General features: G+C 52.6%; 19 protein-coding genes and 1 tRNA gene. 13 read left to right on the top strand and 7 right to left on the bottom strand.

Features of this window, described 5'->3' with window-relative positions; genetic code table 11:
* Positions 1–13: 13 nt before the first annotated feature.
* From N5923_RS09720 to N5923_RS09700, 5 genes are all read right to left on the bottom strand, one after another.
* Positions 14–376, bottom strand: coding sequence for a YibL family ribosome-associated protein (locus tag N5923_RS09720; protein WP_267143172.1), 363 nt, complete (start codon positions 374–376; stop codon positions 14–16).
* A 65-nt stretch (positions 377–441) separates the two neighbouring features.
* A complete protein-coding gene (gene mtlR, locus N5923_RS09715; RefSeq protein WP_267143171.1) occupies positions 442–987 on the bottom strand; it encodes a mannitol operon repressor MtlR in 546 nt (181 codons plus the stop codon).
* A gap of 66 nt (positions 988–1,053) precedes the next feature.
* The gene (gene mtlD / locus N5923_RS09710) at positions 1,054–2,202 is read right to left on the bottom strand and encodes a mannitol-1-phosphate 5-dehydrogenase (protein ID WP_267143170.1); all 1,149 of its coding nucleotides are present in this window, start codon (positions 2,200–2,202) and stop codon (positions 1,054–1,056) included.
* A 102-nt stretch (positions 2,203–2,304) separates the two neighbouring features.
* Positions 2,305–4,236 carry a PTS mannitol transporter subunit IICBA gene (locus tag N5923_RS09705; RefSeq protein WP_267143169.1) on the bottom strand — a complete coding sequence of 644 codons (1,932 nt, stop codon included), beginning with the start codon at positions 4,234–4,236 and terminating at the stop codon, positions 2,305–2,307.
* A 472-nt stretch (positions 4,237–4,708) separates the two neighbouring features.
* Positions 4,709–5,425, bottom strand: a complete 717-nt coding sequence (locus N5923_RS09700) for a DUF3053 domain-containing protein (RefSeq protein ID WP_267143168.1) — start codon at positions 5,423–5,425, stop codon at positions 4,709–4,711.
* 85 nt (positions 5,426–5,510) lie between these two features.
* Here N5923_RS09700 and N5923_RS09695 point away from each other — a divergent pair, with 85 nt between their 5' ends.
* Both N5923_RS09695 and N5923_RS09690 read left to right on the top strand, forming a co-directional pair.
* A complete protein-coding gene (locus N5923_RS09695; RefSeq protein WP_267143167.1) occupies positions 5,511–6,200 on the top strand; it encodes a hypothetical protein in 690 nt (229 codons plus the stop codon).
* Positions 6,188–6,565 (top strand): putative T6SS immunity periplasmic lipoprotein, encoded by a 378-nt coding sequence (locus tag N5923_RS09690; protein ID WP_267143166.1) that lies wholly within the window; start codon positions 6,188–6,190, stop codon positions 6,563–6,565. Before N5923_RS09695 ends, N5923_RS09690 begins: the two co-directional genes overlap by 13 nt.
* Positions 6,566–6,615: 50 nt before the next feature.
* On the opposite strand, the gene N5923_RS09685 is transcribed toward N5923_RS09690, so the two are convergent.
* Positions 6,616–8,217 carry a gamma-glutamyltransferase family protein gene (locus N5923_RS09685; RefSeq protein ID WP_267143165.1) on the bottom strand — a complete coding sequence of 534 codons (1,602 nt, stop codon included), beginning with the start codon at positions 8,215–8,217 and terminating at the stop codon, positions 6,616–6,618.
* Positions 8,218–8,725: 508 nt separating this feature from the next.
* On the opposite strand from N5923_RS09685, the gene N5923_RS09680 reads away from it, so the two are divergent.
* Entirely contained in the window at positions 8,726–9,022 is a 297-nt protein-coding gene (locus N5923_RS09680) for an HTH-type transcriptional regulator (protein WP_267143164.1), read from the top strand.
* A 220-nt stretch (positions 9,023–9,242) separates the two neighbouring features.
* Complete coding sequence (locus tag N5923_RS09675) at positions 9,243–9,431, top strand: Fic family protein (protein WP_323372729.1); 189 nt, start codon at positions 9,243–9,245, stop codon at positions 9,429–9,431.
* Between the two features lie 10 nt (positions 9,432–9,441).
* On the opposite strand, the gene N5923_RS09670 is transcribed toward N5923_RS09675, so the two are convergent.
* Complete coding sequence (locus N5923_RS09670) at positions 9,442–10,029, bottom strand: HD domain-containing protein (protein WP_267143162.1); 588 nt, start codon at positions 10,027–10,029, stop codon at positions 9,442–9,444.
* A 245-nt stretch (positions 10,030–10,274) separates the two neighbouring features.
* Between N5923_RS09670 and N5923_RS09665 the strand changes: the two genes are divergently transcribed.
* The 9 genes from N5923_RS09665 to dppF all read left to right on the top strand — a co-directional run bounded on the left by N5923_RS09665 (position 10,275) and on the right by dppF (position 20,719).
* Positions 10,275–10,703 (top strand): organic hydroperoxide resistance protein, encoded by a 429-nt coding sequence (locus N5923_RS09665; RefSeq protein WP_267143161.1) that lies wholly within the window; start codon positions 10,275–10,277, stop codon positions 10,701–10,703.
* Between the two features lie 298 nt (positions 10,704–11,001).
* Positions 11,002–12,681 (top strand): kdo(2)-lipid A phosphoethanolamine 7''-transferase, encoded by a 1,680-nt coding sequence (gene eptB / locus N5923_RS09660; protein WP_267143160.1) that lies wholly within the window; start codon positions 11,002–11,004, stop codon positions 12,679–12,681.
* Between the two features lie 102 nt (positions 12,682–12,783).
* Positions 12,784–12,860, top strand: a tRNA-Pro gene (locus tag N5923_RS09655).
* 200 nt (positions 12,861–13,060) lie between these two features.
* Positions 13,061–14,341, top strand: a complete 1,281-nt coding sequence (locus N5923_RS09650; protein ID WP_267143159.1) for an acetylornithine deacetylase — start codon at positions 13,061–13,063, stop codon at positions 14,339–14,341.
* 658 nt (positions 14,342–14,999) lie between these two features.
* Complete coding sequence (dppA, locus tag N5923_RS09645) at positions 15,000–16,610, top strand: dipeptide ABC transporter periplasmic-binding protein DppA (RefSeq protein ID WP_267143158.1); 1,611 nt, start codon at positions 15,000–15,002, stop codon at positions 16,608–16,610.
* A gap of 180 nt (positions 16,611–16,790) precedes the next feature.
* Positions 16,791–17,810, top strand: a complete 1,020-nt coding sequence (dppB, locus tag N5923_RS09640; protein WP_267143157.1) for a dipeptide ABC transporter permease DppB — start codon at positions 16,791–16,793, stop codon at positions 17,808–17,810.
* A gap of 10 nt (positions 17,811–17,820) precedes the next feature.
* Entirely contained in the window at positions 17,821–18,723 is a 903-nt protein-coding gene (gene dppC, locus N5923_RS09635; RefSeq protein ID WP_267143156.1) for a dipeptide ABC transporter permease DppC, read from the top strand.
* Positions 18,724–18,735: 12 nt separating this feature from the next.
* Positions 18,736–19,719 carry a dipeptide ABC transporter ATP-binding protein gene (gene dppD, locus N5923_RS09630; protein ID WP_267143155.1) on the top strand — a complete coding sequence of 328 codons (984 nt, stop codon included), beginning with the start codon at positions 18,736–18,738 and terminating at the stop codon, positions 19,717–19,719.
* A complete protein-coding gene (dppF, locus tag N5923_RS09625; RefSeq protein WP_267143154.1) occupies positions 19,712–20,719 on the top strand; it encodes a dipeptide ABC transporter ATP-binding subunit DppF in 1,008 nt (335 codons plus the stop codon). The genes dppD and dppF overlap by 8 nt, the downstream gene beginning before the upstream one ends.
* The last annotated feature ends 203 nt before the right edge of the window (positions 20,720–20,922 follow it).

The following is a 20,922-nucleotide window of genomic DNA, read 5'->3' as shown; positions in this document are numbered from 1 at the left end:
CCCCTGTGTGATATCAGAATGCTTTCTTAGCAAAACCGGTCACTTCCTGCAGACCCATTTCGCGGCCCAGCGCAGTCATCGGGTGCACTACCACAATGCCACGTGCAGCTTTTTTCAGGCTACCCATATCCGCCTGCTCTTTTTTGGTAATCGCACGGCTAAAAGGTAACTGCTGCAGCTTCTCAGCTTCTTTACTCAGCTTCTGTACGCGCACGCCTTTCAGACGTTCGATCTCTTCAATTAGCTTGTCTTTCTCGCGTAGCAATTCGCCGAGTTTCTCTGCTTCACCCGATGCCAGCAGCCCAGGCTCTTTGTGATTAAGGGCATCAAGCTGATCGCTCAGACGTTTAATTTCTGCTTTTTCCTGCTCTTTCATGATTTATACCTGATAAATTGACGCTATGCGGCAAAGGATACACGAAAAATAGCGCTTTCGCGGCGTTACTTTTTAAACGCTTGTTTGAGGCTGATGCGGGAAATCAGCTCGGTCAGAGAGAGTACCATCGTCGAGCGCACCACTTGCTGATAGCGCTGGCGCTGCATGGCGCGCAGTTCTTCATCTTCGCTGGCAAATTGCGGCGGTGGTGGCAAAGCGCTGACGCAATGCAGCTCGCCAAAAGGGCCGAGAATCTCATCGTCGGTAAAGCGGTATTCGCTGCGGTCGTCATTCAGTTCTTCACGCAGCGCCATCAGCAGTTCGCAATCTTCATACTCGTTGCGGTTAATCACCCCAAGGCCGTAAATCAGCTTCAGGCGCACCGACAACTCTCCCAGCGGGCCATTACCCAGTAACAGCGGCTCAACGGCGTATTTCACTGCATAATCATCTTTGCGGAAGACCTGGATCACCAGCAGGTTTACCGCTTCGGCCAATAGCTCCACCGCGGCGATCAGAAAGCTTCTCACCGAACGACCGGCATTCAGGCGCTCAAGCACCCGATTTTCAAAAGCCTGCTTCTCTTCCATTATGGCCTGCATATCTGTCATTGCGCCCGGGAGCACAGCAGAACTGTGCTCCCGATGCTCTCCGGGGTTCGCTGTCTGCAACGTCAGTTATGCGTTAGCGTTGTAAGCTTTCACCGCAGCGATAACCACATCGCTGTTGGCGTCGAGACCTGACACCTGCGCGAGGGTCGCCTGCGGACCAGATTTTTCCAGCAGTGCAACCAGCTCCTGTGCTTGCGGATCCTGATCGCTGCGGTAATGCAGCGCGGCGGCGATACCGAGCACCAGATTGTCATGTGGTAACTGGTATTCCAGCGTGCCAAGGGTGGGCTTAATCAGGCGATCGCCGGCGCTCAGTTTACGCAGCGGCTGACGACCTACGCGCTCAACATCATCTTTCAGATACGGATTTTCAAAGCGACCAAGGATTTTCTCGATATAGGCAGCATGTTTGGCGGCGTCAAAACCATAGCGCTTGATCAGCACTTCGCCGCTCTCCTGCATTGCGCCTTTAACCACCTGACGCACTTTCTCATCGAGAATGGCTTCACGAATCGTCTGGTGTCCCGCCATCTGACCGAGGTAAGCGGTAATGGCATGGCCGGTATTCAGGGTAAACAGTTTGCGCTCAACAAACGCCATCAGATTGTCGGTCAGTTCCATGCCCGGAATGGTTGGCAGCGGGCCTTTAAACTGGGTTTTATCGACGATCCACTCGCTGAAGGTTTCTACCGTGACTTCCAGCACATCGGTGCTGCCTGCGGCGGATGGCGGTACGATACGGTCGACGGCGGAATCAACAAAACCAACATGCTGCTCAACCCAGGCGTGATACTGCTCTGGCAGCGCTTTCATCACATGCTGTTTGAGCTGGCTGGTGCCACGCACCATATTTTCACAGGCAATAATATTCAACGGACGGACATTAGCGCTATCACTGCGTTTGGCCAGCCCTTTCGCAACGCTACCGGCGATGCGCTCAAGGATCTGTGGACCAACCGCCGTGGTAACGATATCAACCTCAGCAATCAGCGCGATAATCTCATCACTGGTGCTGTTAACCGCGCTAACGCCTTTAACGATCTCAACCTGGGCATTCTCGCCCACTACATGCACCGGATATTCGTGACGTGCGTTCAGTTCATCAAGCACTGCCTGATTCACATCGGCAAAAACCAGTTCGATACCGGCATCCGCCAGCAATTTACCAATAAAACCGCGGCCAATATTACCTGCGCCAAAATGCAAAGCTTTCATGCTGTTACCCACCTCAATAACGTAAGGGCCAGGCATGCCTGGCCCGAATTAAGGGCTGGGCATGCTCAGCCCCTGGGAAATACCTTCGCGCCTGCGAATAAATCAGGCGATTTTTTTACCTGACAGAATATCCAGAACGTCCTGCACATTGGTGGTGGAAGCCAGCTTCTCAATCACGCTGTCATCATCCAGCGCGTTGGTCAGGCTGGTAATCACCTGGATGTGCTCATTATTACGTGCGGCGATACCAATCACCAGACGCGCAATGTCGTCCTCTTCTTCGCCAAAACGTACACCCTGCGGATACTGGCAGAACACCACACCGGTTTTCAGTACGCGATCTTTCGCTTCAACCGTACCGTGCGGTACGGCGATGGATTCACCGAGATAGGTCGGGGTCAATTTCTCGCGGTCCAGCATCGCCTGTACATATTCCGGCTCGACGTAACCGCCTTTCACCAGCTGCTCACCGGCAAAGCGAATCGCCTGCTCTTTCTCGCTCGCCTGCAGGCCGAGGAAGATATTGTTCTCACTCAGTTTGAACAGATGATCCTGGCCTTCGTCGAAGCTGTCATTGAGCGTGGTCATCACTTTGTCACGATGGCCCGCAGAACGATTCGCTTCTACCAGACGTGCGGTCAGATCGGTATACAAACCGCTGTCGAGGAAGTTGCTCAGCGAGATATGCTGCGCATGCGGCGCCTGGCGCATCGCACGCTCAGTCAGGTCGCGGTGGGTAATCACCAGGTCGACGTCGCCTGGCAGGCTGTTAATGGCGCTATTGGTCACCGTGATAATGGTCAGACCGGCATCGTTCACTTTCTTGCGCAGTACGCCGGCGCCCATGGCGCTGGAACCCATACCGGCATCACAGGCAACGATGATTTTACGTACATGGGTCAGGTCGCTGTTCAGACCATCCGCTGCGGTAACCGCTGCGCCGCCCTGACCTTTGGACTGTGCTTTCATATCCTGCACACGACGCGCTGCCGCTTCGATATCGTCCTCTTCTTTCACTTTGCTGGTTTTCAGCAGCACTGCGGAAACCACGAAGGAGACGGCGAAGGCGGCGGCAATCGCCACGATATTGGCGAAGTAAGCGCCTTTTGGCGTCATCGCCAGAACCGCAAGGATTGAACCTGGTGATGCGGGTGACACCAGACCACCGTTCAGCAGCGTCAGGGTAAACACGCCAGTCATACCACCAAGGATAACCGCGATAATCAGACGCGGGTTCATCAGCACGTACGGGAAGTAGATTTCGTGGATACCGCCGAGGAAGTGGATAATTGCCGCACCGCCCGCAGACTGCTTGGCGTTACCGCGACCAAAGAATACGTAAGCCATCAGCACGCCCATACCCGGGCCCGGGTTCGCTTCGATCAGGAAGAAGATCGATTTGCCCGCTTCGCTGGCCTGCTGGATGCCCAGTGGCGAGAAGATACCGTGGTTAATGGCGTTGTTGAGGAACAGGATTTTCGCTGGTTCAACGAAGATTGAGGTCAGTGGCAGCAGGTTATTCTGCACCATCAGGTTTACACCGGCGGCGAGAATATGCGACAGGCCTTCAACCAGCGGACCGATAGCGAGGAACGACAGGATAGCCAACAACATACCGATAATACCGGCAGAGAAGTTGTTAACCAGCATTTCGAAGCCGCTTTTAATCTTACCGTCGACCAGGCGGTCGAAGTGTTTGATTGCCCAGCCGCCCAGCGGACCGGCAATCATTGCGCCGAGGAACATTGGCATATCGGCGCCGACAATCACACCCATGGTGGTGATTGCACCGACCACGCCGCCGCGATCGCCACCCACCAGACGACCACCGGTATAACCGATCAGCAGTGGCAGCAGGTAGGTAATCATTGGGCCTACCAGCTTGGCCAGCGTTTCGTTTGGCAGCCAGCCAGTTGGAATAAACAGAGCGGTAATAATACCCCAGGCGATAAACGCCCCGATATTTGGCATTACCATATTACTCAGAAAGCGACCAAAGCTCTGTACCTTGATCTTGAAATCTGATGAGGACATAAAAAAACACCCCTTATTGGTACGCGCTGACGAATAAGAGAGCGCGTTGAATTTTGTATGAGACGTTTCGGCGGGGAGCCGTCGGTGTAACACCATTACTGTATGCAAGCGGACTCTAGCACGCGAATATGACGCTGCGTAGTTCCCAGGGGTAAGTGTGATCTATATCACATTGTATCGGGGGCTTCAGGGGTGGTTTTAGTGACATTGATCACATATTTATCGTGTAAAAAAAGGACGATGGCTAATAATTAATCTATACAAGCAATCATCTGTGACTTATGTCACGAAAATGGGTGGGTGCTTTGTTGCTAAATTGTGACTGGCATCACAATTTATTTTTGGCCCGAAATGCGCCCGATCACAGATTGTTCGGGCGACTTATTCGACAGAGTAAAAGCTGTAAGAAAATTACGCCTGTTTCCGGCTATTTTCAGCGCTAAGGCATGGGGGAGAATGGCTTTTCTCGCTGTTACTGGAAACCACCCTGTACTGCACTTTGCGCCTGAGTTAACGCCTGGGTTTTTGTCGACATATTACTCATAATGGTGTTGTACTGTGCCGCCTGTTCGCGGGTAGAGAATTGCACCGCGCTATTATTGAAGCTGACGGCTGCTCCCTGCTGTTGCAGATAGTCACCCGCCTGCAGCACATCCTGGCTTAGCGACTGTAATGCCGGTAACAGCGGGATCAGTGAATCTGCCGGTTGTGTGACCACTTTGCTGTAGACGGTCTGATAGACCGCTTTTAAATCATCGGGCTGCTTCAGCGCCGCTTTACTGCTGTCCGCCTGGCTTTTCGCACTCTGGATCTGCTGTGCCAGTACGTTCAGCGAACCGCTGGCCTGACGCAGAGAGTTGCGACGTGTCAGATAGTCCTGCGGTACGCGAATCGCCGCCAGTTCATCGACCACCGGCTTCATGCCATCATCTACCGCTTTATTTACCTGCTGTGAGAAGCCGTACAGGATGGCGTAATCACTGGCGTAGTTACCCATCTTCTGTTTCTGATCTTCGCTCAGCGCTGGCAGATGTTCGCCGCTGCGCATCACCGTGTTCTGCAGAAAATCGATAAAGGCTTTGCGCTGATCCGGCTCTTTATCGCCGCAGCCAGTTAACTGAAAAACGAGAAACAGAGCCGTCAGTGGCACCCCTATGCGGGTCCAGACACGGGAGATTCCAGTCGCCATAAATAAACTCCTGTCTTGTAAACGGTTATCTGGTTGATAACGCCGTTTAATAGCATGTTTTGTCGTGCCTAAAGGATAGTCTAATGTGCCTGCGCTGAATACCCTTGCCGCGCCTTTCTTCGGCACCATTTTCTGTGCGTTGGGGCAAAAAATGCACGCATATTTTTTAACCCCGCGCCATTCTGTGATATTGATTATTTCCTCTGCCATCACTCAAGGAATGAGTATTATGGTTATGCCAAAGGGACAGTCACGACCACTTACCTGTGGGGAAGTATCATTAGCAAAGTCAGTATTTAAATGTGGAATTATTTATAGTGAAGTGAGAATTTACCATGGAAGCTACTTCCCATTTAATATGCAGAGTGAAGATTATGCGATGGCGCCTAATGGTAATATCTATTTTATGTCGAAACTTTATAAAGATGACTTTTATATCGCTTTTGACACCGAACAACATATTTTTATTCATGAAATGGCGCATATATGGCAGAGGCAGATGGGTATGAGTGTGCGGAGCCGGGGATTAGTCAGTTGGGCGGCGGATTATAACTATTCTTTGCCCAATTATCATACGCTCGCTAACTACAGTATGGAGCAACAAGCTGCGATCATTGCTGATTACTTCTTACTAAAACGCTATGGTCAGGCATCATGGCAGAAAGGTCGTTCGATGACAGGAATAGTTGGGCCAGATTTAATGGAAAAATATGAGAATGTTTTAAGATACTTCCTGAAAGATCCGAGAGACAGGCAATCGCTATGGCAAAGATAGTGATACTACTGCTGATTTTTTTGCTGCCAGGCTGCGGCGTTTATGAAAAACCATTTTACTATGACGCAAATATGACGCTGCAAAATAACCGTCCATGTTTTAGTGTGCCAGATGATATGTCTTACTCCCGACAGCTGGTTGGTATCGCGATTTATCGGCGGGGAGCAGGAGCAACGTCAGAATGGAGTCGGGGATTCTCAGATAATGATTTATATGAGGCGGTCATCTCAGATCATTGTATTGATTATGATTATCCGACGTTTATTTCTGGAGAAGAGTACCGCGTGCTCATTGTAGTTATGAGTCCTGAACGTTTTGATACTAAACGCAGATATCTAAAGGATTTTACTTATCTGCAGAGATAAGCAGATTGTAAAACAAATCAGGGGCCAGCGGTTACCAGCCCCGGGACAAATTAAAACACCAGCGCCTGGCCATCTTTGCGGCTTTCGGTCGCGGCGATATAAAAGCCCTGCGGATCGCGCACTATTACCTGCGCGCCACCAAAGTTATAACTTTGCAGCGGATCTTCTACCACCAGTTTATGGCCCATCGCGCGCAGTGCCGCCAGCGTATTGCGATCCATCGATGCCTCTACGCTGACTTCACGCCCGGCGATAATCCGCCAGCGCGGTGCATCGATCGCCGCCTGCGGATTCTGCTTATGCAGCATAATGCGCAGCGCCAGCTGTAAATGCCCCTGCGCCTGCATCGTGCCGCCCATCAAACCAAATGACATCAGCGGCTGGCCTTCACCGTCCAGCGCAAAGGCCGGAATAATGGTGTGAAAAGGGCGTTTGCCACCCGCCACCACATTGGGATGCGCTTTATCTGTGGCAAAGCCTGCGCCACGGTTCTGCAGGCTGATACCGGTGCCAGGCACTACCACGCCGGAACCGAAGCCCATAAAGTTGGACTGAATAAACGAGACCATCATGCCGCTGGCATCAGCGGTGGAGAGATAAACCGTGCCGCTTTGCGTCGGCGCGCCAAAGGTAAAATCACCGGCTTGTGTCGGGTCAATCAGCGCGGCACGCGTCTTCAGATACTCATCACTCAGCAGATGCTCAGCTGCAAACTCCAGGTGGTCCTCATCAGCGACATAACGCTCCAGATCGACCATCGCCAGCTTCATCGCCTCAATCGACAGATGCAGCCAGGCCACCGAATCTGGCTGATAGCGGCCAATATCCCACTGCTCCAGAATGCCGAGGGCAATTAATGTGGCGATACCCTGACCGTTTGGCGGCAGTTCATGCACCGAGCCACCGGCGAACGGGCGTGAAAGCATAGTGACCCAATTGGCCTGATGGTTTTTCAGATCGTCGAGGGTCAGAGCGGCATTATGCTCGCGGGCGAAAGCGGCGATCTTTTCCGCCAGTTCGCCACGATAGAAGGCTTCACCGTTAGTGGCGGCGATTTTCTCCAGGCTGTCGGCCTGATCGGGATTGCGAAACAGTTCGCCAGCACGCGGCGGGCGGCCTTCGGGAGCAAAGCAGGCGCTAAAACCAGGCTGATCGCGCAATTTGTTATAGCCGCGCTGCCACAACTCACCGATTAACGGCGAAACCGGAAAACCGTTGCGCGCATACTCAATCGCCGGTTGTGCCAGCGTGGTCAGCGGCAGGCTGCCAAAACGTTCCGCCAGTTCGACCCACGCTGACACCGCACCCGGTACGGTCACTGCATCCCAGCCAATCTCCGGCATCGCCTGCAGATGGGCAAAAGTTTCATGCTGCCAGGCGGCAGGGGCACGGCCGGAGGCATTCAGCGCATGCAGTTGCTTGCCATCCCAGATAATGGCGAAGGCATCACTGCCAATGCCGTTGCCGGTCGGTTCCACCACCGTCAGCGCCATCGCGGTGGCAATTGCCGCATCAACCGCGTTACCGCCCTGTTGCAACATCCGCAGTCCAGCCTGTGCGGCCAGCGGCTGCGAGGTGGCAACGGCATTACGGCCCATCATCGGCGCACGCCAGGAGGGATACCCGACGTTAAAATCAACTTCTCCACTCATCGCTATTCCTTAATTGTCAGGGCGGCGGCTCCGCACGGTACTGACCGCTTATCTTTTCACCAACATAATATTTTGGTGGCGTAAATTCAAAGCCTTAGCTTATAAAATTATATGCCTGACTTGTGCATTTTCTGACTATGCCTGTAGCGCCGGCGAGATGTCGTTGATTCTTGAGTCGGGCGGACTATCACTGCCACTGCGCGGATGTGCCGGTACCGCCGGTAAGCGGAAAAATTCGCGCACTGCAACCTGCTGCCGGGCAGCAAATTCAGGCAGGACAACTGTTGCTGTTGATTGAGACTTCAGGCTCACAAAGCAAGATTAAAAAATAGTCAAAAAAGTTGGCGCAAAACGCGGGCCTTCAACTAATACTTAGGATCCTGGCTTTTCCTGTGCTGGCCTGATGATTGACTCAGCGGCAGGGAACCAGCCTTGGGCGCCTGGCTTTTGGTGCTCTCCCTCTGGTGCTGATCATGTCATTTCATTGTGAGTCGTAAAGGAGTTCTCGATGGAAAATAAAGACCGTATGTTTGAGCTGTTGAGTAGTCTGGAACAGATCGTGTTAGCACGTAACGTTATTAGCGTTGCTCCCGCCTTGCAGGCTGAATCCGTATCAATGCCAGAACCACAACGATTGCGGGAAATTACCGGCATGCAGGTTGATGAATTCGCCCGGGTGATGGGTGTGAGTATCTCTTCGGTTAAAAGTTGGGAAGCGAAGCGCACCAGGCCGTCAGGCACCGCGCAGAAGCTGATGAAGTTGCTGCATTCGAATCCGACCTTAGGTCGACAACTGTTAGACTGATTTTCCACTCACCCGCCATCTGGCGGGTGAATTATTTCTGCGCCCGGGTTAAGGTTTCAGGATAATCTTTGCTGAATCTTTTTTATATTTCCGGACCCGATGACTGCTTATAGCCCACCTGTGCTGCTTTTGTTGAATTTATGCTGCAAATGATACTAAGTGCGATAACCGAAAGGCTGCCCCCCAAGTGACAAGGTTATTGAGAAGGTTAAACGGTGAAATGTCGCGTGGGCAGATACAGGATGCATTGGCATTGAAGGACAGAAAGTCTTTACGCGAGCGCTATCTGCAACCCGCACTGCTCAGCCAGCTGATTGAGATGACGCTGCCGCAGAAACCACAAAGTCCCCGGCAACGTTGCCGGCTGACTGAAGCCGGTAAAAACCTGCTGCTTCGCTTAACTGAGTAATGTCAGCAGATTAATCGCTATAGCGCGCCATCTGATTTTCAAACCATACTGCCGGCACGTTATAGGGCGGTGTCCTTAATTGCTGGATCCCCTGTTCAATAATAATCGAGGCCTGCTGCCACAGTTCGGCATCGCCATTTTTCAGCAGCGCAATCTGCACGCGCTTCTCCACCAGATAAATTCGCGCAAAGCTGGCGTCAAACTGAATAATCGAGCGGGTATTGTCGATAATATCGGCCAGTTTAATGGTTTGCGCCTCGGGGCAGGCTGCAGCGGTATGGCGGAAATGCGCAACTTTACGTCTGGCGCGATTTTTTGCCTGCGGCTGCGGCGTATCGGTCAGCATGCCGACCAGCCGCGCGACTTCAGCGCCAAAGTGACTTTCAATATCATTTAACGTACTGCCGGTATCTTCGACCGTGTCATGTAACCAGGCCGCAGCCAGCATCACTTCGTTATCGGTTACGCTGCGTACCAGTTCCACAACCGCCGCCGGATGGACAATATAGGGTTCATCAGTATATTTGCGGCGTTGTCCTGCCTCAGCATGGGCTTTAGTGGCATAACGTCGTGCCTGTTCTTCCAGAGATTGCATCAAAATCGTCCCCCGCTGAAAATGTCGCTTGCAATTGTGTAGTGCGCTATCTATATTTTAACTTATCATCATTCGTTATCAAGATGGCAAAAAAGAGTCCGAACCGCCACTAGTTGTCATCCTGTGCAGCAAAATCTGTCACGGAGATGGTCTATAATTTTGTTGTCTGTCCCTGTAAATCGCTCGCGATTTAATCGTGTGCAAATTTGCCCTGTCGGGCTAACCACATCCCAAAAGGAATAACTTTTATGTCATTAGAAAAAGTCGTCTATCGTGCAAAAGCAAAAGCCACTGGCGGCCGTGATGGTCGTGCGACCTCTTCCGACGGCGTGCTGGACGTGAAACTTGGCGTGCCAAAAGAGATGGGTGGCGCGGGTGGTGAAGTCACTAACCCTGAGCAGCTGTTTGCTGCCGGTTACTCTGCCTGTTTCCTCGGTGCGATGAAGTTTGTTGCCGGCCGTGACAAAATCGCCCTGCCAAAAGAGGCGTTTATCGAAGGTGAAGTGGGTATTGGCCCTATTCCGACCGGTTTTGGGATTGAGGCGCAACTGAATATTCATCTGCCAGGCATGGACAGCGCTGAAGCGCAGAAACTGGTTGATGCTGCACATATTGTTTGCCCGTACTCTAACGCAACGCGCGGCAATATTGATGTGACGCTGAATATCATCAACTGATATTGAAGCGGGAGCCAGCAATGGCTCCCGCTTCAATTTAATTTTCCTGCCATCATTATGAAAAACGTGCCATTTCGCCGTTTTGCTCGTCACGATGCTTATTTTTTGCCGATGCCCGGCACTTTCTATGCTTTACTACCGCCTTCGCTGCGCCAGCTGGCTGAAATGCCCGGTACAGCAAAGTCTGCCTCACTTTTGAGGGAGATAGCTAATTAACCTGATTCCCGAACTCTGGCGTAATAATAGGGTCTGATTAGCGTTTAGGGCTTACACCGCCATGCCGGGAAAATAGGATCGAATGAATTATATAAAATCGTTAACCCAACAGAAGCTTTCGCTGCTGCTGGCGCTTTATCTTGGTATCTTGTTGAATCTTCCCGTCTTTTATCGGCGTTTTGATCCTTATGTTACTCACTCTTCACTGAAAAACTGGCTCTCCGCCACTGCGGAAGTGGTTGCCATCGTTTTACTTACTTTCTTCCTGATGCGCTTAATGTCTCTGGGCGGCAAACTGTTCTATCGTATCGTCGCCACAATTCTGGTGGTGGTTTCGGTGGCCGCCAGCTATTACATGGCGTTTTTTAATGTGGTGATTGGCTACGGCATTGTGGCATCGGTGATGACCACCGATATTGATCTGTCGAAAGAAGTGGTCGGCCTGCAATTTATTGCCTGGATGGTGCTGGTGAGTGCCGTACCGCTGCTGATGATTTGGTGCAATAAGCTAAGCATGACGCTGCTGGAACAGCTTAAAACCCCAGGACATCGTCTGAAACCGGTGGTTATCATGCTGGCGGCGGTGGCGCTGACCTGGTTGCCGATCCGTTATTTTGACCATCAGCAGTCGGCGCAGGAAAAAATGACCAATATCGATCTGCCAAGTTATGGCGGTGTGGTTGCGCACTCCTATCTGCCATCCAACTGGCTGTCCGCGCTGGGGCTGTTTGCTTATACCCGTGTCGATGAGACGATGAACGACCAGGACCTGCTCGATCCGGCAGAGAAGTTTAGTTATGTCGCGCCAGCCGGTCTTGACGATACCTATGTGGTGTTTGTGATTGGTGAGACCACGCGCTGGGATCATATGGGAATTCTCGGTTATGACCGTGATACCACGCCAAAGTTGTCGAAAGAGAAGAACCTGGTGGCTTTCCGCGGCGAATCCTGTGATACCTCGACCAAACTTTCGCTGCGCTGTATGTTTGTGCGCGAAGGCGGCACCATGGATAATCCGGGTCGTACGCTGAAAGAGCAGAATGTGTTTGCGGTGCTGAAGGAGCTGGGTTTCAGCTCTGAACTGTTCGCGATGCAGAGCGAAGTCTGGTTCTACAACAATACCGATGCTGATAACTACGCTTTCCGTGAGCAGATTGGTTCTGAGAAGCGTAATCAGGGTAAACCGGTAGACGATATGCTGCTGGTGCCGGAGCTGAAAGCGTCTGTCGATCGCCATCCTCAGGGCAAACATCTGGTGATATTGCACACCAAAGGTTCGCACTATCTCTATTCTCAGCGTTATCCGCGAGATTTCGCCCGCTATCAGCCAGAGTGTATGGGCGTTGATGATTTCTGCAGTAAAGCGCAGTTAATCAACGCCTTTGATAACTCGGTGCTGTATACCGACAGCGTGCTGGATAGCGTATTCGATCAGTTACGTGATAAAAAAGCCATCGTGTTCTATGCCTCTGACCATGGTGAATCTATCGATGAGAATATGCATCTGCACGGTACGCCGCGTGAAATGGCGCCACCAGAGCAGTTCCGCGTACCGATGATTGTCTGGGCATCCGATAAGTATCTGGCCGATGATAAGAATAAGAGTGCATTTGAACGTTTACAGGCGCAGCAGCGCACCGGTAAAACGCATCGTCATGTTGAGCTGTTTGACACCATCCTCGGTTGCATAGGCTATACCTCACCGAATGGCGGTATTAAAGCGGCAAATAACTGGTGCCAGGCACCGGATTCTAAGCCGTAATCTGTTGCCTCAGCCGAATATGCATGCTTTCCAGGCGGTTGAGGCGCATTTCACAAAAAGTCGTTGACGCTCCCGGGGCCGCGCAGTAACATGCGCCCCCATCGGCGAGTAGCGCAGCTTGGTAGCGCAACTGGTTTGGGACCAGTGGGTCGGAGGTTCGAATCCTCTCTCGCCGACCATCTTCAGAACCCCTGTCAGCAATGACAGGGGTTTTTTGTTGTTTGCAAAATACCCTTCGAATCTTGATTATGCTGGAGAGCGGCGAGAATGCCGCCCCTGGAGAAATTCACAGACTTATGTAGGGGCGGCGTTTTCGCCGCCCATGCTGATGGTTTGCATCCCGCCTGCCATCCGAACGCCCCTACAGGAGCCTCCACTGATGCCCACTGATATCCGGCAATTACTCGATCTGGTTGATAGTCGTGAAGACGAACTTATCGCGTTGCTCTGTGAGCTAATCGCCTTTGCGACTCCGGCGCCACCCGCGCGGAATACGGCGCAGGCGCAGGCGTTTATCGCCGGTTACCTGCGCGAGCTGGGTTGCGCCATCGACAGCTGGGATATCTACCCCGGCGATCCCAATGTTGTCGGCACACTGAAAGGCAGCGACAGCGCACACCATCACAGTCTGATTATTAATGGCCATATCGATGTCGCGGAAGTCTCGCCGCAGGAAGCCTGGGAAAGCGGGCCTTTCCAGCCAATTGTGCGCGATGATGTGGTAATTGGCCGCGGTGCGGCGGATATGAAAGGCGGAGTGGCCGGAGCGCTGTTTGCGCTAAAGCTGCTGCGCGAGCAGCAGATTACGCTGCCAGGAGACCTGATTTTTCAGTCGGTGATTGGCGAAGAGGTGGGAGAAGCCGGAACTCTGGAGTGCTGCAAACGGGGTTACAGCGCCGATCTGGCGCTGATAGTCGATACTTCCGATCTGCATATTCAGGGGCAGGGCGGTGTGATCACCGGCTGGATTACGGTTAAAAGTCCGCAAAGCTTCCACGACGGCACCCGTAGCCGCATGATCCACGCCGGTGGTGGTTTAGTCGGCGCCAGCGCGATTGAAAAGATGATGAAAATCATCCAGGGATTACAGGAACTGGAGCGCCACTGGGCGGTGGTGAAGAGTTACCCGGGCTGCCCACCCGGCGCCACTACCATTAATCCGGCAGTGATTGAAGGCGGTCGCCATGCGGCGTTTATTGCTGATGAGTGTCGTCTGTGGATTACGGTTCACTACTATCCCAATGAAAACCATCAGACTATCGTGCAGGAGATCGAAAACCATATCCAGGCGGTTGCCAGCGCCGATCCCTGGTTGCGCGACCATCCTCCGCAGTTCCGCTGGGGAGGTAAATCGATGATTGAAGATCGCGGTGAGATATTCCCGTCGCTGGAAGTTGACCCTGAACATGCGGGCATTCGCCTGCTGGCGCAGCGCTACGCGGACATTTCCGGTAAGCCTGCGATAATTGATGTCTCACCCACCGTAACGGATGGCGGCTGGTTCGGCCATGTCGGTATTCCGGCGGCGATTTTCGGTCCAGGTAAACTGGAGCATGCCCACAGCGTTAATGAACAGGTGTCGATTAGCCAGCTGAAACAGTATGTGAAAGTGCTGCTTACCTTTATTGTCGACTGGACAGCCACCCCTTCAGACTCTTAGCGGCACAGACAGAACAGAGCTGGCTGACAGTAATTCTGCGGTTTTTACTTATCAGACCAGCTTATTATGTTTTCACGATGGATTTATGCAACAGTAAGCACTATTTTGCATCGTTTCTGCATAGAGTAATCATCCCCCCTGTCGTGACAGGCTCGCCCCTTATTTCGCGACACATTCTGCTTATGACCGAATGCCGCTTGTTGACCATTTCTTATACCCATGTCGCAGCATATTTTGCTGATTTGCGCTGGATCACAAAACTAATCGTGCAGATATTCATCACTAAACGAGAATTTTTAATTGTTTTTTAGCGGAGTAAATCACTGGTAATAATTTGATACACGCGATCATAGTCTGGTTATTATCGCTGATAGTGCATTTTTCGACTGCAATTGTTAGTGATGTGTTTTTTTTATGTTTGCTTGCTGTTTCTCACACTCTGTGTAAATACCTGGTCTTTGTATTGACGTTAGTTGCAACTGTTGACAAATTGATGCCTCAATGAGGCGGCAGGAAGCGGATTCGTCTGATGGATTCCACAGAGTCAGACGTTAATAGCTCGCCTTCTTATTGATGCCTGAGGGCATGCACCGGCCACACTAAAAAAACACAGGCCGGGCGTAACGCACACAACAACACATCACATTGGAGTATAAGCATGAGTATTTCCTTGGCTAAAACAGGGATGCTGAAGGTTGGTCTGAGCCTGATCGCGATGACCGTAGCCGCCGGTGTCCAGGCGAAGACCCTCGTCTACTGTTCAGAAGGTTCGCCTGAAGGCTTTAACCCGCAGTTGTTTACCTCCGGCACCACCTATGACGCCAGTTCCCGTCAGATTTACAACCGTCTGGTTGAGTTCAAAATCGGTACTACCGAAATTCAGCCTGCGCTGGCAGAAAAATGGGACGTCAGCGAAGATGGCAAGACCTACACTTTCCACCTGCGTAAAGGCGTGAAGTGGCACACCACCAAAGATTTCAAACCGACGCGCGATTTTAATGCCGACGACGTGGTATTCACCTTTGAGCGCCAGCTGGATAAAAACAACAAATATCATGGTGTTTCCGGTGGCAGCTATGAATACTTCGACGGCATGGATATGCCAAACCTGATCAGCAAAATCGAGAAAGTGGACGATAACACCGTACGCTTTGTGCTGACTCGCCCTGAGTCGCCGTTCCTCGCTGACCTGGGGATGGACTTCGCTTCCGTGCTCTCTGCCGAATACGCAGACAATATGCTGAAAGCCGGTACGCCGGACAAAGTGGATCTGAACCCGGTCGGTACCGGTCCCTTCCAGCTGCAGCAGTACCAGAAAGATTCACGCATTCTGTACAAAGCTAACCCGGAATACTGGGGCACCAAGCCGAAGATCGATCGCTTAGTGTTCTCCATTACCCCGGATGCTTCTGTACGTTATGCGAAAATGCAGAAAGGCGAATGCCAGGTGATGCCGTATCCGAACCCGGCTGATATCGCGCGCATGAAGGAAGACAAGAATATCAACCTGATGGAGCAGCCAGGCCTGAACGTCGGCTATCTGTCATTTAACGTTGAGAAAAAGCCGCTGGATAACCTGAAAGTACGTCAGGCGCTGACCATGGCGGTAAACAAGGACGCGATTATCAAAGCCGTGTATCAGGGCGCTGGCCAGGCGGCTAAAAACCTGATCCCACCAACGATGTGGGGCTACAACGACGATGTTAAGGATTACCCTTATGATGTGGAAAAAGCCAAAGCGCTGCTGAAAGAAGCCGGTATGGCAGACGGTTTCGCCATCGACCTGTGGGCAATGCCAGTACAGCGTCCATACAACCCTAACGCCCGTCGTATGGCGGAGATGATTCAGTCCGACTGGGCGAAAATTGGCGTGAAAGCCAAGATCGTTACCTACGAGTGGGGCGAGTATCTGAAGCGTGCTAAATCGGGTGAACACCAGACGGTGATGATGGGCTGGACCGGTGATAATGGGGATCCGGATAACTTCTTCGCCACCCTGTTCAGCTGTGCGGCGGCAAAAGATGGCTCTAACTATTCGCGCTGGTGTTACAAGCCGTTTGAAGAGCAGATCCAGCCGGCTCGCGCCACTGACGATCACAACAAACGTATCGAGTACTACAAGCAAGCTCAGGTCGTAATGCATGACCAGGCGCCAGCCCTGATTATCGCGCACTCTACCGTGTACGAGCCAGTCAGCAAGAAAGTCAGTGGTTATGTGGTTGATCCATTAGGCGGCCACTACTTCGTCAATGTTGATGTCGCTGAGTAAGTCGTTCTGATCTGCAGGGCCAGCGTTGCTGGCCCTTTTCCCGGATGAATAAACTGGTAAAGGCACTTTGATACCTGGTATCAGGCGTGTCGCGGTGAACGCTGGTCAGCGTTTCGCCAGATGTGAGCAATTATAAATCCCGTCGGTTACGGCTGCGGGAGATTACAGAGAATACGGATTATGTTGCAGTTCATACTCCGACGTTTGGGTTTGGTTATCCCAACGTTTATTGGTATCACCCTATTAACTTTCGCTTTCGTTCACCTGATACCGGGCGACCCGGTAATGATTATGGCCGGTGAACGTGGCATCTCTCCTGAACGTCATGCGCAATTACTGGCCCAGCTGGGGCTGGACCAGCCGATGTGGAAGCAGTACCTCACCTACATCAACGGTGTCATGCATGGCGACCTGGGTATTTCACTGAAAAGCCGCATCCCGGTATGGGATGAGTTTGTTCCGCGCTTTAAAGCGACGCTGGAACTCGGTATCTGCGCCATGCTGTTTGCGGTGGCGGTAGGGATTCCGGTCGGCGTGCTGGCAGCGGTAAAACGCGGTTCGATTTTCGATCACACCGCAGTGGGCATCGCCCTGACCGGTTACTCAATGCCGATCTTCTGGTGGGGCATGATGATGATCATGCTGGTGTCAGTGCAACTGAACCTGACGCCGGTCTCCGGGCGTATCGGCGATACGGTTTTCCTCGACGATACCATGCCACTTACCGGTTTTATGATTATTGACACTTTCTTCTGGGGCGAACCCGGCGATTTCAAAGACGCGCTGATGCATATGATTCTGCCGGCGGTGGTGCTTGGCACGATTCCGCTGGCGGTAATTGTGCGTATGACTCGCTCGTCAATGCTGGAAGTGCTGGGTGAGGATTATATCCGTACCGCGCGCGCCAAGGGTCTGACCCGCCTTAGGGTGATTGTGGTGCATGCGCTGCGCAACGCGATGTTACCGGTGGTGACGGTGATTGGTCTGCAAGTCGGCACGCTGCTGGCGGGTGCGATCCTGACCGAAACTATCTTTTCCTGGCCGGGACTGGGCCGCTGGTTAATCGATGCGTTACAGCGTCGGGACTATCCGGTGGTGCAGGGCGGTGTTCTGCTGGTGGCTACCTTGATTATCCTGGTAAACCTGCTGGTCGACCTGCTATACGGCGTGGTTAACCCACGTATCCGACATAAAAAATAAGGGGGCCGGGATGTCTCAAATTGATCCGAGCAGCATCACTGCTGCACCAAAGCCGATGACCCCAATTCAGGAATTCTGGCACTACTTTAAACGTAACAAAGGCGCCGTGATCGGCCTGGTGTATGTGGTCATTATGATCTTAATCGCGGTGTTCGCCAGCGTACTGGCGCCACATGCGCCTGCTGAGCAGTTCCGCGATTCGCTGTTGCGCCCGCCAGTCTGGCAGGAAGGCGGCAGCTGGGAGTTTCTGTTCGGCACCGATGATGTGGGCCGCGATGTGCTGTCGCGTCTGATGTATGGCGCCCGCCTGTCGCTGCTGGTGGGCTGTATGGTGGTGGTACTGTCGCTGATCCTCGGCGTGGTGTTTGGCTTAATCGCTGGCTATGTCGGCGGCACGGTTGACGCCATGATTATGCGCCTGGTGGATATTATGCTGGCGTTGCCAAGCCTGCTGCTGGCGCTGGTTCTGGTAGCGATATTTGGCCCGTCGATTGTTAATGCTTCCATCGCCCTGACCTTTGTCGCCCTGCCGCATTATATCCGCTTAACGCGCGCGGCGGTGCTGGTGGAAGTGCATCGCGATTACGTCACTGCTTCACGGGTGGCCGGTGCTGGTGCGATTCGACAGATGTTCGTCAATATTTTGCCAAACTGCCTGGCACCGCTGATCGTGCAGGCTTCGCTTGGTTTCTCTAACGCGATTCTTGATATGGCCGCGTTGGGCTTCTTGGGTATGGGCGCGCAACCGCCAACGCCGGAGTGGGGCACCATGCTCTCCGATGTATTGCAGTATGCGCAAAGTGCCTGGTGGGTCGTGACCTTCCCTGGTGTCGCGATTCTGCTGACGGTTCTGGCATTTAACCTGATGGGCGATGGCTTGCGTGATGCCCTCGACCCGAAACTCAAGCAGTAAAGAGGCACCGAGATGGCATTACTGAATATAGAAAAACTATCGGTGCATTTCGGCGACGAAAAAGCTCCGTTCCGTGCGGTTGATCGCATCAGCTATCAGGTTGAGCAGGGGCAGGTGGTCGGTATTGTCGGCGAGTCTGGTTCCGGCAAGTCGGTTAGCTCACTGGCGATTATGGGACTGATTGATTATCCCGGTCGCGTCACCGCCGATAAACTGGAATTTAACCAGCGTGATCTGAAAAAAATCTCCGAAAAAGAGCGCCGCCAGCTGGTGGGCTCGGAAGTGGCGATGATTTTCCAGGATCCGATGACCAGCCTGAACCCGTGCTACACCGTCGGTTTCCAGATTATGGAAGCGATTAAGGTGCATCAGGGCGGTAATCGCCGTACGCGCCGCCAGCGGGCGATTGATCTGCTGGAGCAGGTCGGTATCCCCGATCCCGCGTCGCGTCTGGATGTTTATCCGCATCAGCTCTCCGGTGGGATGAGTCAGCGCGTGATGATCGCCATGGCGATCGCCTGTCGGCCGAAATTACTGATTGCTGATGAACCGACTACGGCGCTGGATGTGACCATTCAGGCGCAGATTATTGAACTGCTGCTCGATCTGCAGCGCCAGGAAAATATGGCGCTGATCCTGATTACCCACGATCTGGCGCTGGTGGCGGAAGCGGCGCAGCACATTATTGTGATGTACGCCGGGCAGGTGGTGGAAACCGGTAAAGCGGTGGATATTTTCCGCGCGCCGCGCCATCCGTATACCCAGGCGCTGCTGCGCGCATTACCGGAGTTTGCCGCCGATAAAGCGCGTCTGGCGTCACTACCGGGTGTGGTGCCGGGTAAATATGACCGCCCGAATGGCTGTTTGCTGAACCCACGCTGCCCGTATGTCACCGATCGCTGCCGCAGTGAAGAACCTGAATTACGTGATATTCCGGGGCGTCAGTCCAAATGTCATTTCCCTCTGGATGATGCCGGGAGACCAACTTATGAGTGATGAAAAAACGCTGGAACAGCACTATCTGCTGCAGGCTATTGACCTGAAAAAGCACTATCCGATGAAAAAAGGCCTGTTTGGTCAGGAGCGGCTGGTGAAGGCGCTGGATGGCGTCTCCTTTAATCTGGAACGCGGCAAAACGCTGGCGGTGGTCGGTGAGTCTGGTTGTGGTAAATCGACGCTGGGTCGTCTGCTGACCATGATTGAGACGCCAACCAGTGGCCAGCTCTACTGGCACGGCCAGGATCTGTTAAAACACGATCCACAGGCACAGAAATTACGCCGGCAGAAAATCCAGATTGTGTTTCAGAATCCATATGGCTCATTGAATCCGCGTAAAAAGGTCAGCCATATTCTGGAAGAGCCACTGGTAATCAATACTTCGCTAAGCAAAGCCGAGCGCCGGGAAAAAGCGCTGGAGATGATGGCGAAAGTAGGTCTGAAAACTGAGCATTACGATCGCTATCCGCATATGTTTTCCGGTGGTCAGCGTCAGCGTATCGCCATTGCGCGTGGTCTGATGCTCGATCCGGATGTGCTGATCGCCGATGAGCCGGTTTCCGCCCTCGACGTTTCGGTTCGGGCGCAAGTATTAAACCTGATGATGGATTTGCAGCAGGATTTGGGGCTGTCTTATGTGTTTATTTCGCACGACTTATCGGTAGTTGAACATATCGCTGATGAAGTGATGGTGATGTACCTGGGTCGCTGTGTAGAAAAAGGCAGTAAAGAGGCGATATTTGCTAATCCGCGCCACCCTTATACTCAGGCGCTGTTGTCAGCCACACCACGCCTGAATCCTGATGACCGTCGTCAACGCATCAAGCTGACGGGAGAGCTGCCAAGCCCGCTCAACCCGCCGCCGGGCTGTGCTTTTAACGCCCGTTGTCACCGCCGTTTCGGTACCTGCACGCAATTGCAACCGCAGCTGAAACAACATGGTGAGCAGCAGGTGGCCTGTTTTGCGGTCGATCAGGATGAGCAGCAAAACGCAGGATAAACGCAGAATCAAACGCGTTAACAGGCCGGTGAAAACCGGCCTTTATTTTATGCCATTTCACTTAAATACCTGCATTGAGTCATGCTTAATTAAACCGGCCTTTATGCTTTATCAGTCAAAGCGATGGCAGCTTATTAATTTAACCCATCTGATAGTCACGCCCACAATAAATAACCTTCGTAATTATCGATAAATAATAAATC

The sequence above is a fragment of the Winslowiella arboricola genome (assembly GCF_025527015.1).
GTDB classification, from domain to species: Bacteria; Pseudomonadota; Gammaproteobacteria; order Enterobacterales; family Enterobacteriaceae; genus Erwinia; species Erwinia arboricola.
Note: the sequence above shows the minus strand (reverse complement) of the source record. Positions and strands in the feature narration are given on the sequence as shown.

What these genes read in the sequence shown, in the direction of transcription:
- N5923_RS09720 (WP_267143172.1), bottom strand. Translation starts at nt 376, where the DNA reads ATGAAAGAGCAGGAAAAAGCAGAAATTAAACGTCTGAGCGATCAGCTT.
- mtlR (WP_267143171.1), bottom strand. Translation starts at nt 987, where the DNA reads ATGACAGATATGCAGGCCATAATGGAAGAGAAGCAGGCTTTTGAAAAT.
- mtlD (WP_267143170.1), bottom strand. Translation starts at nt 2,202, where the DNA reads ATGAAAGCTTTGCATTTTGGCGCAGGTAATATTGGCCGCGGTTTTATT.
- N5923_RS09705 (WP_267143169.1), bottom strand. Translation starts at nt 4,236, where the DNA reads ATGTCCTCATCAGATTTCAAGATCAAGGTACAGAGCTTTGGTCGCTTT.
- N5923_RS09700 (WP_267143168.1), bottom strand. Translation starts at nt 5,425, where the DNA reads ATGGCGACTGGAATCTCCCGTGTCTGGACCCGCATAGGGGTGCCACTG.
- N5923_RS09690 (WP_267143166.1), top strand. Translation starts at nt 6,188, where the DNA reads ATGGCAAAGATAGTGATACTACTGCTGATTTTTTTGCTGCCAGGCTGC.
- N5923_RS09685 (WP_267143165.1), bottom strand. Translation starts at nt 8,217, where the DNA reads ATGAGTGGAGAAGTTGATTTTAACGTCGGGTATCCCTCCTGGCGTGCG.
- N5923_RS09680 (WP_267143164.1), top strand. Translation starts at nt 8,726, where the DNA reads ATGGAAAATAAAGACCGTATGTTTGAGCTGTTGAGTAGTCTGGAACAG.
- N5923_RS09675 (WP_323372729.1), top strand. Translation starts at nt 9,243, where the DNA reads ATGTCGCGTGGGCAGATACAGGATGCATTGGCATTGAAGGACAGAAAG.
- N5923_RS09665 (WP_267143161.1), top strand. Translation starts at nt 10,275, where the DNA reads ATGTCATTAGAAAAAGTCGTCTATCGTGCAAAAGCAAAAGCCACTGGC.
- eptB (WP_267143160.1), top strand. Translation starts at nt 11,002, where the DNA reads ATGAATTATATAAAATCGTTAACCCAACAGAAGCTTTCGCTGCTGCTG.
- N5923_RS09650 (WP_267143159.1), top strand. Translation starts at nt 13,061, where the DNA reads ATGCCCACTGATATCCGGCAATTACTCGATCTGGTTGATAGTCGTGAA.
- dppA (WP_267143158.1), top strand. Translation starts at nt 15,000, where the DNA reads ATGAGTATTTCCTTGGCTAAAACAGGGATGCTGAAGGTTGGTCTGAGC.
- dppB (WP_267143157.1), top strand. Translation starts at nt 16,791, where the DNA reads ATGTTGCAGTTCATACTCCGACGTTTGGGTTTGGTTATCCCAACGTTT.
- dppC (WP_267143156.1), top strand. Translation starts at nt 17,821, where the DNA reads ATGTCTCAAATTGATCCGAGCAGCATCACTGCTGCACCAAAGCCGATG.
- dppD (WP_267143155.1), top strand. Translation starts at nt 18,736, where the DNA reads ATGGCATTACTGAATATAGAAAAACTATCGGTGCATTTCGGCGACGAA.
- dppF (WP_267143154.1), top strand. Translation starts at nt 19,712, where the DNA reads ATGAGTGATGAAAAAACGCTGGAACAGCACTATCTGCTGCAGGCTATT.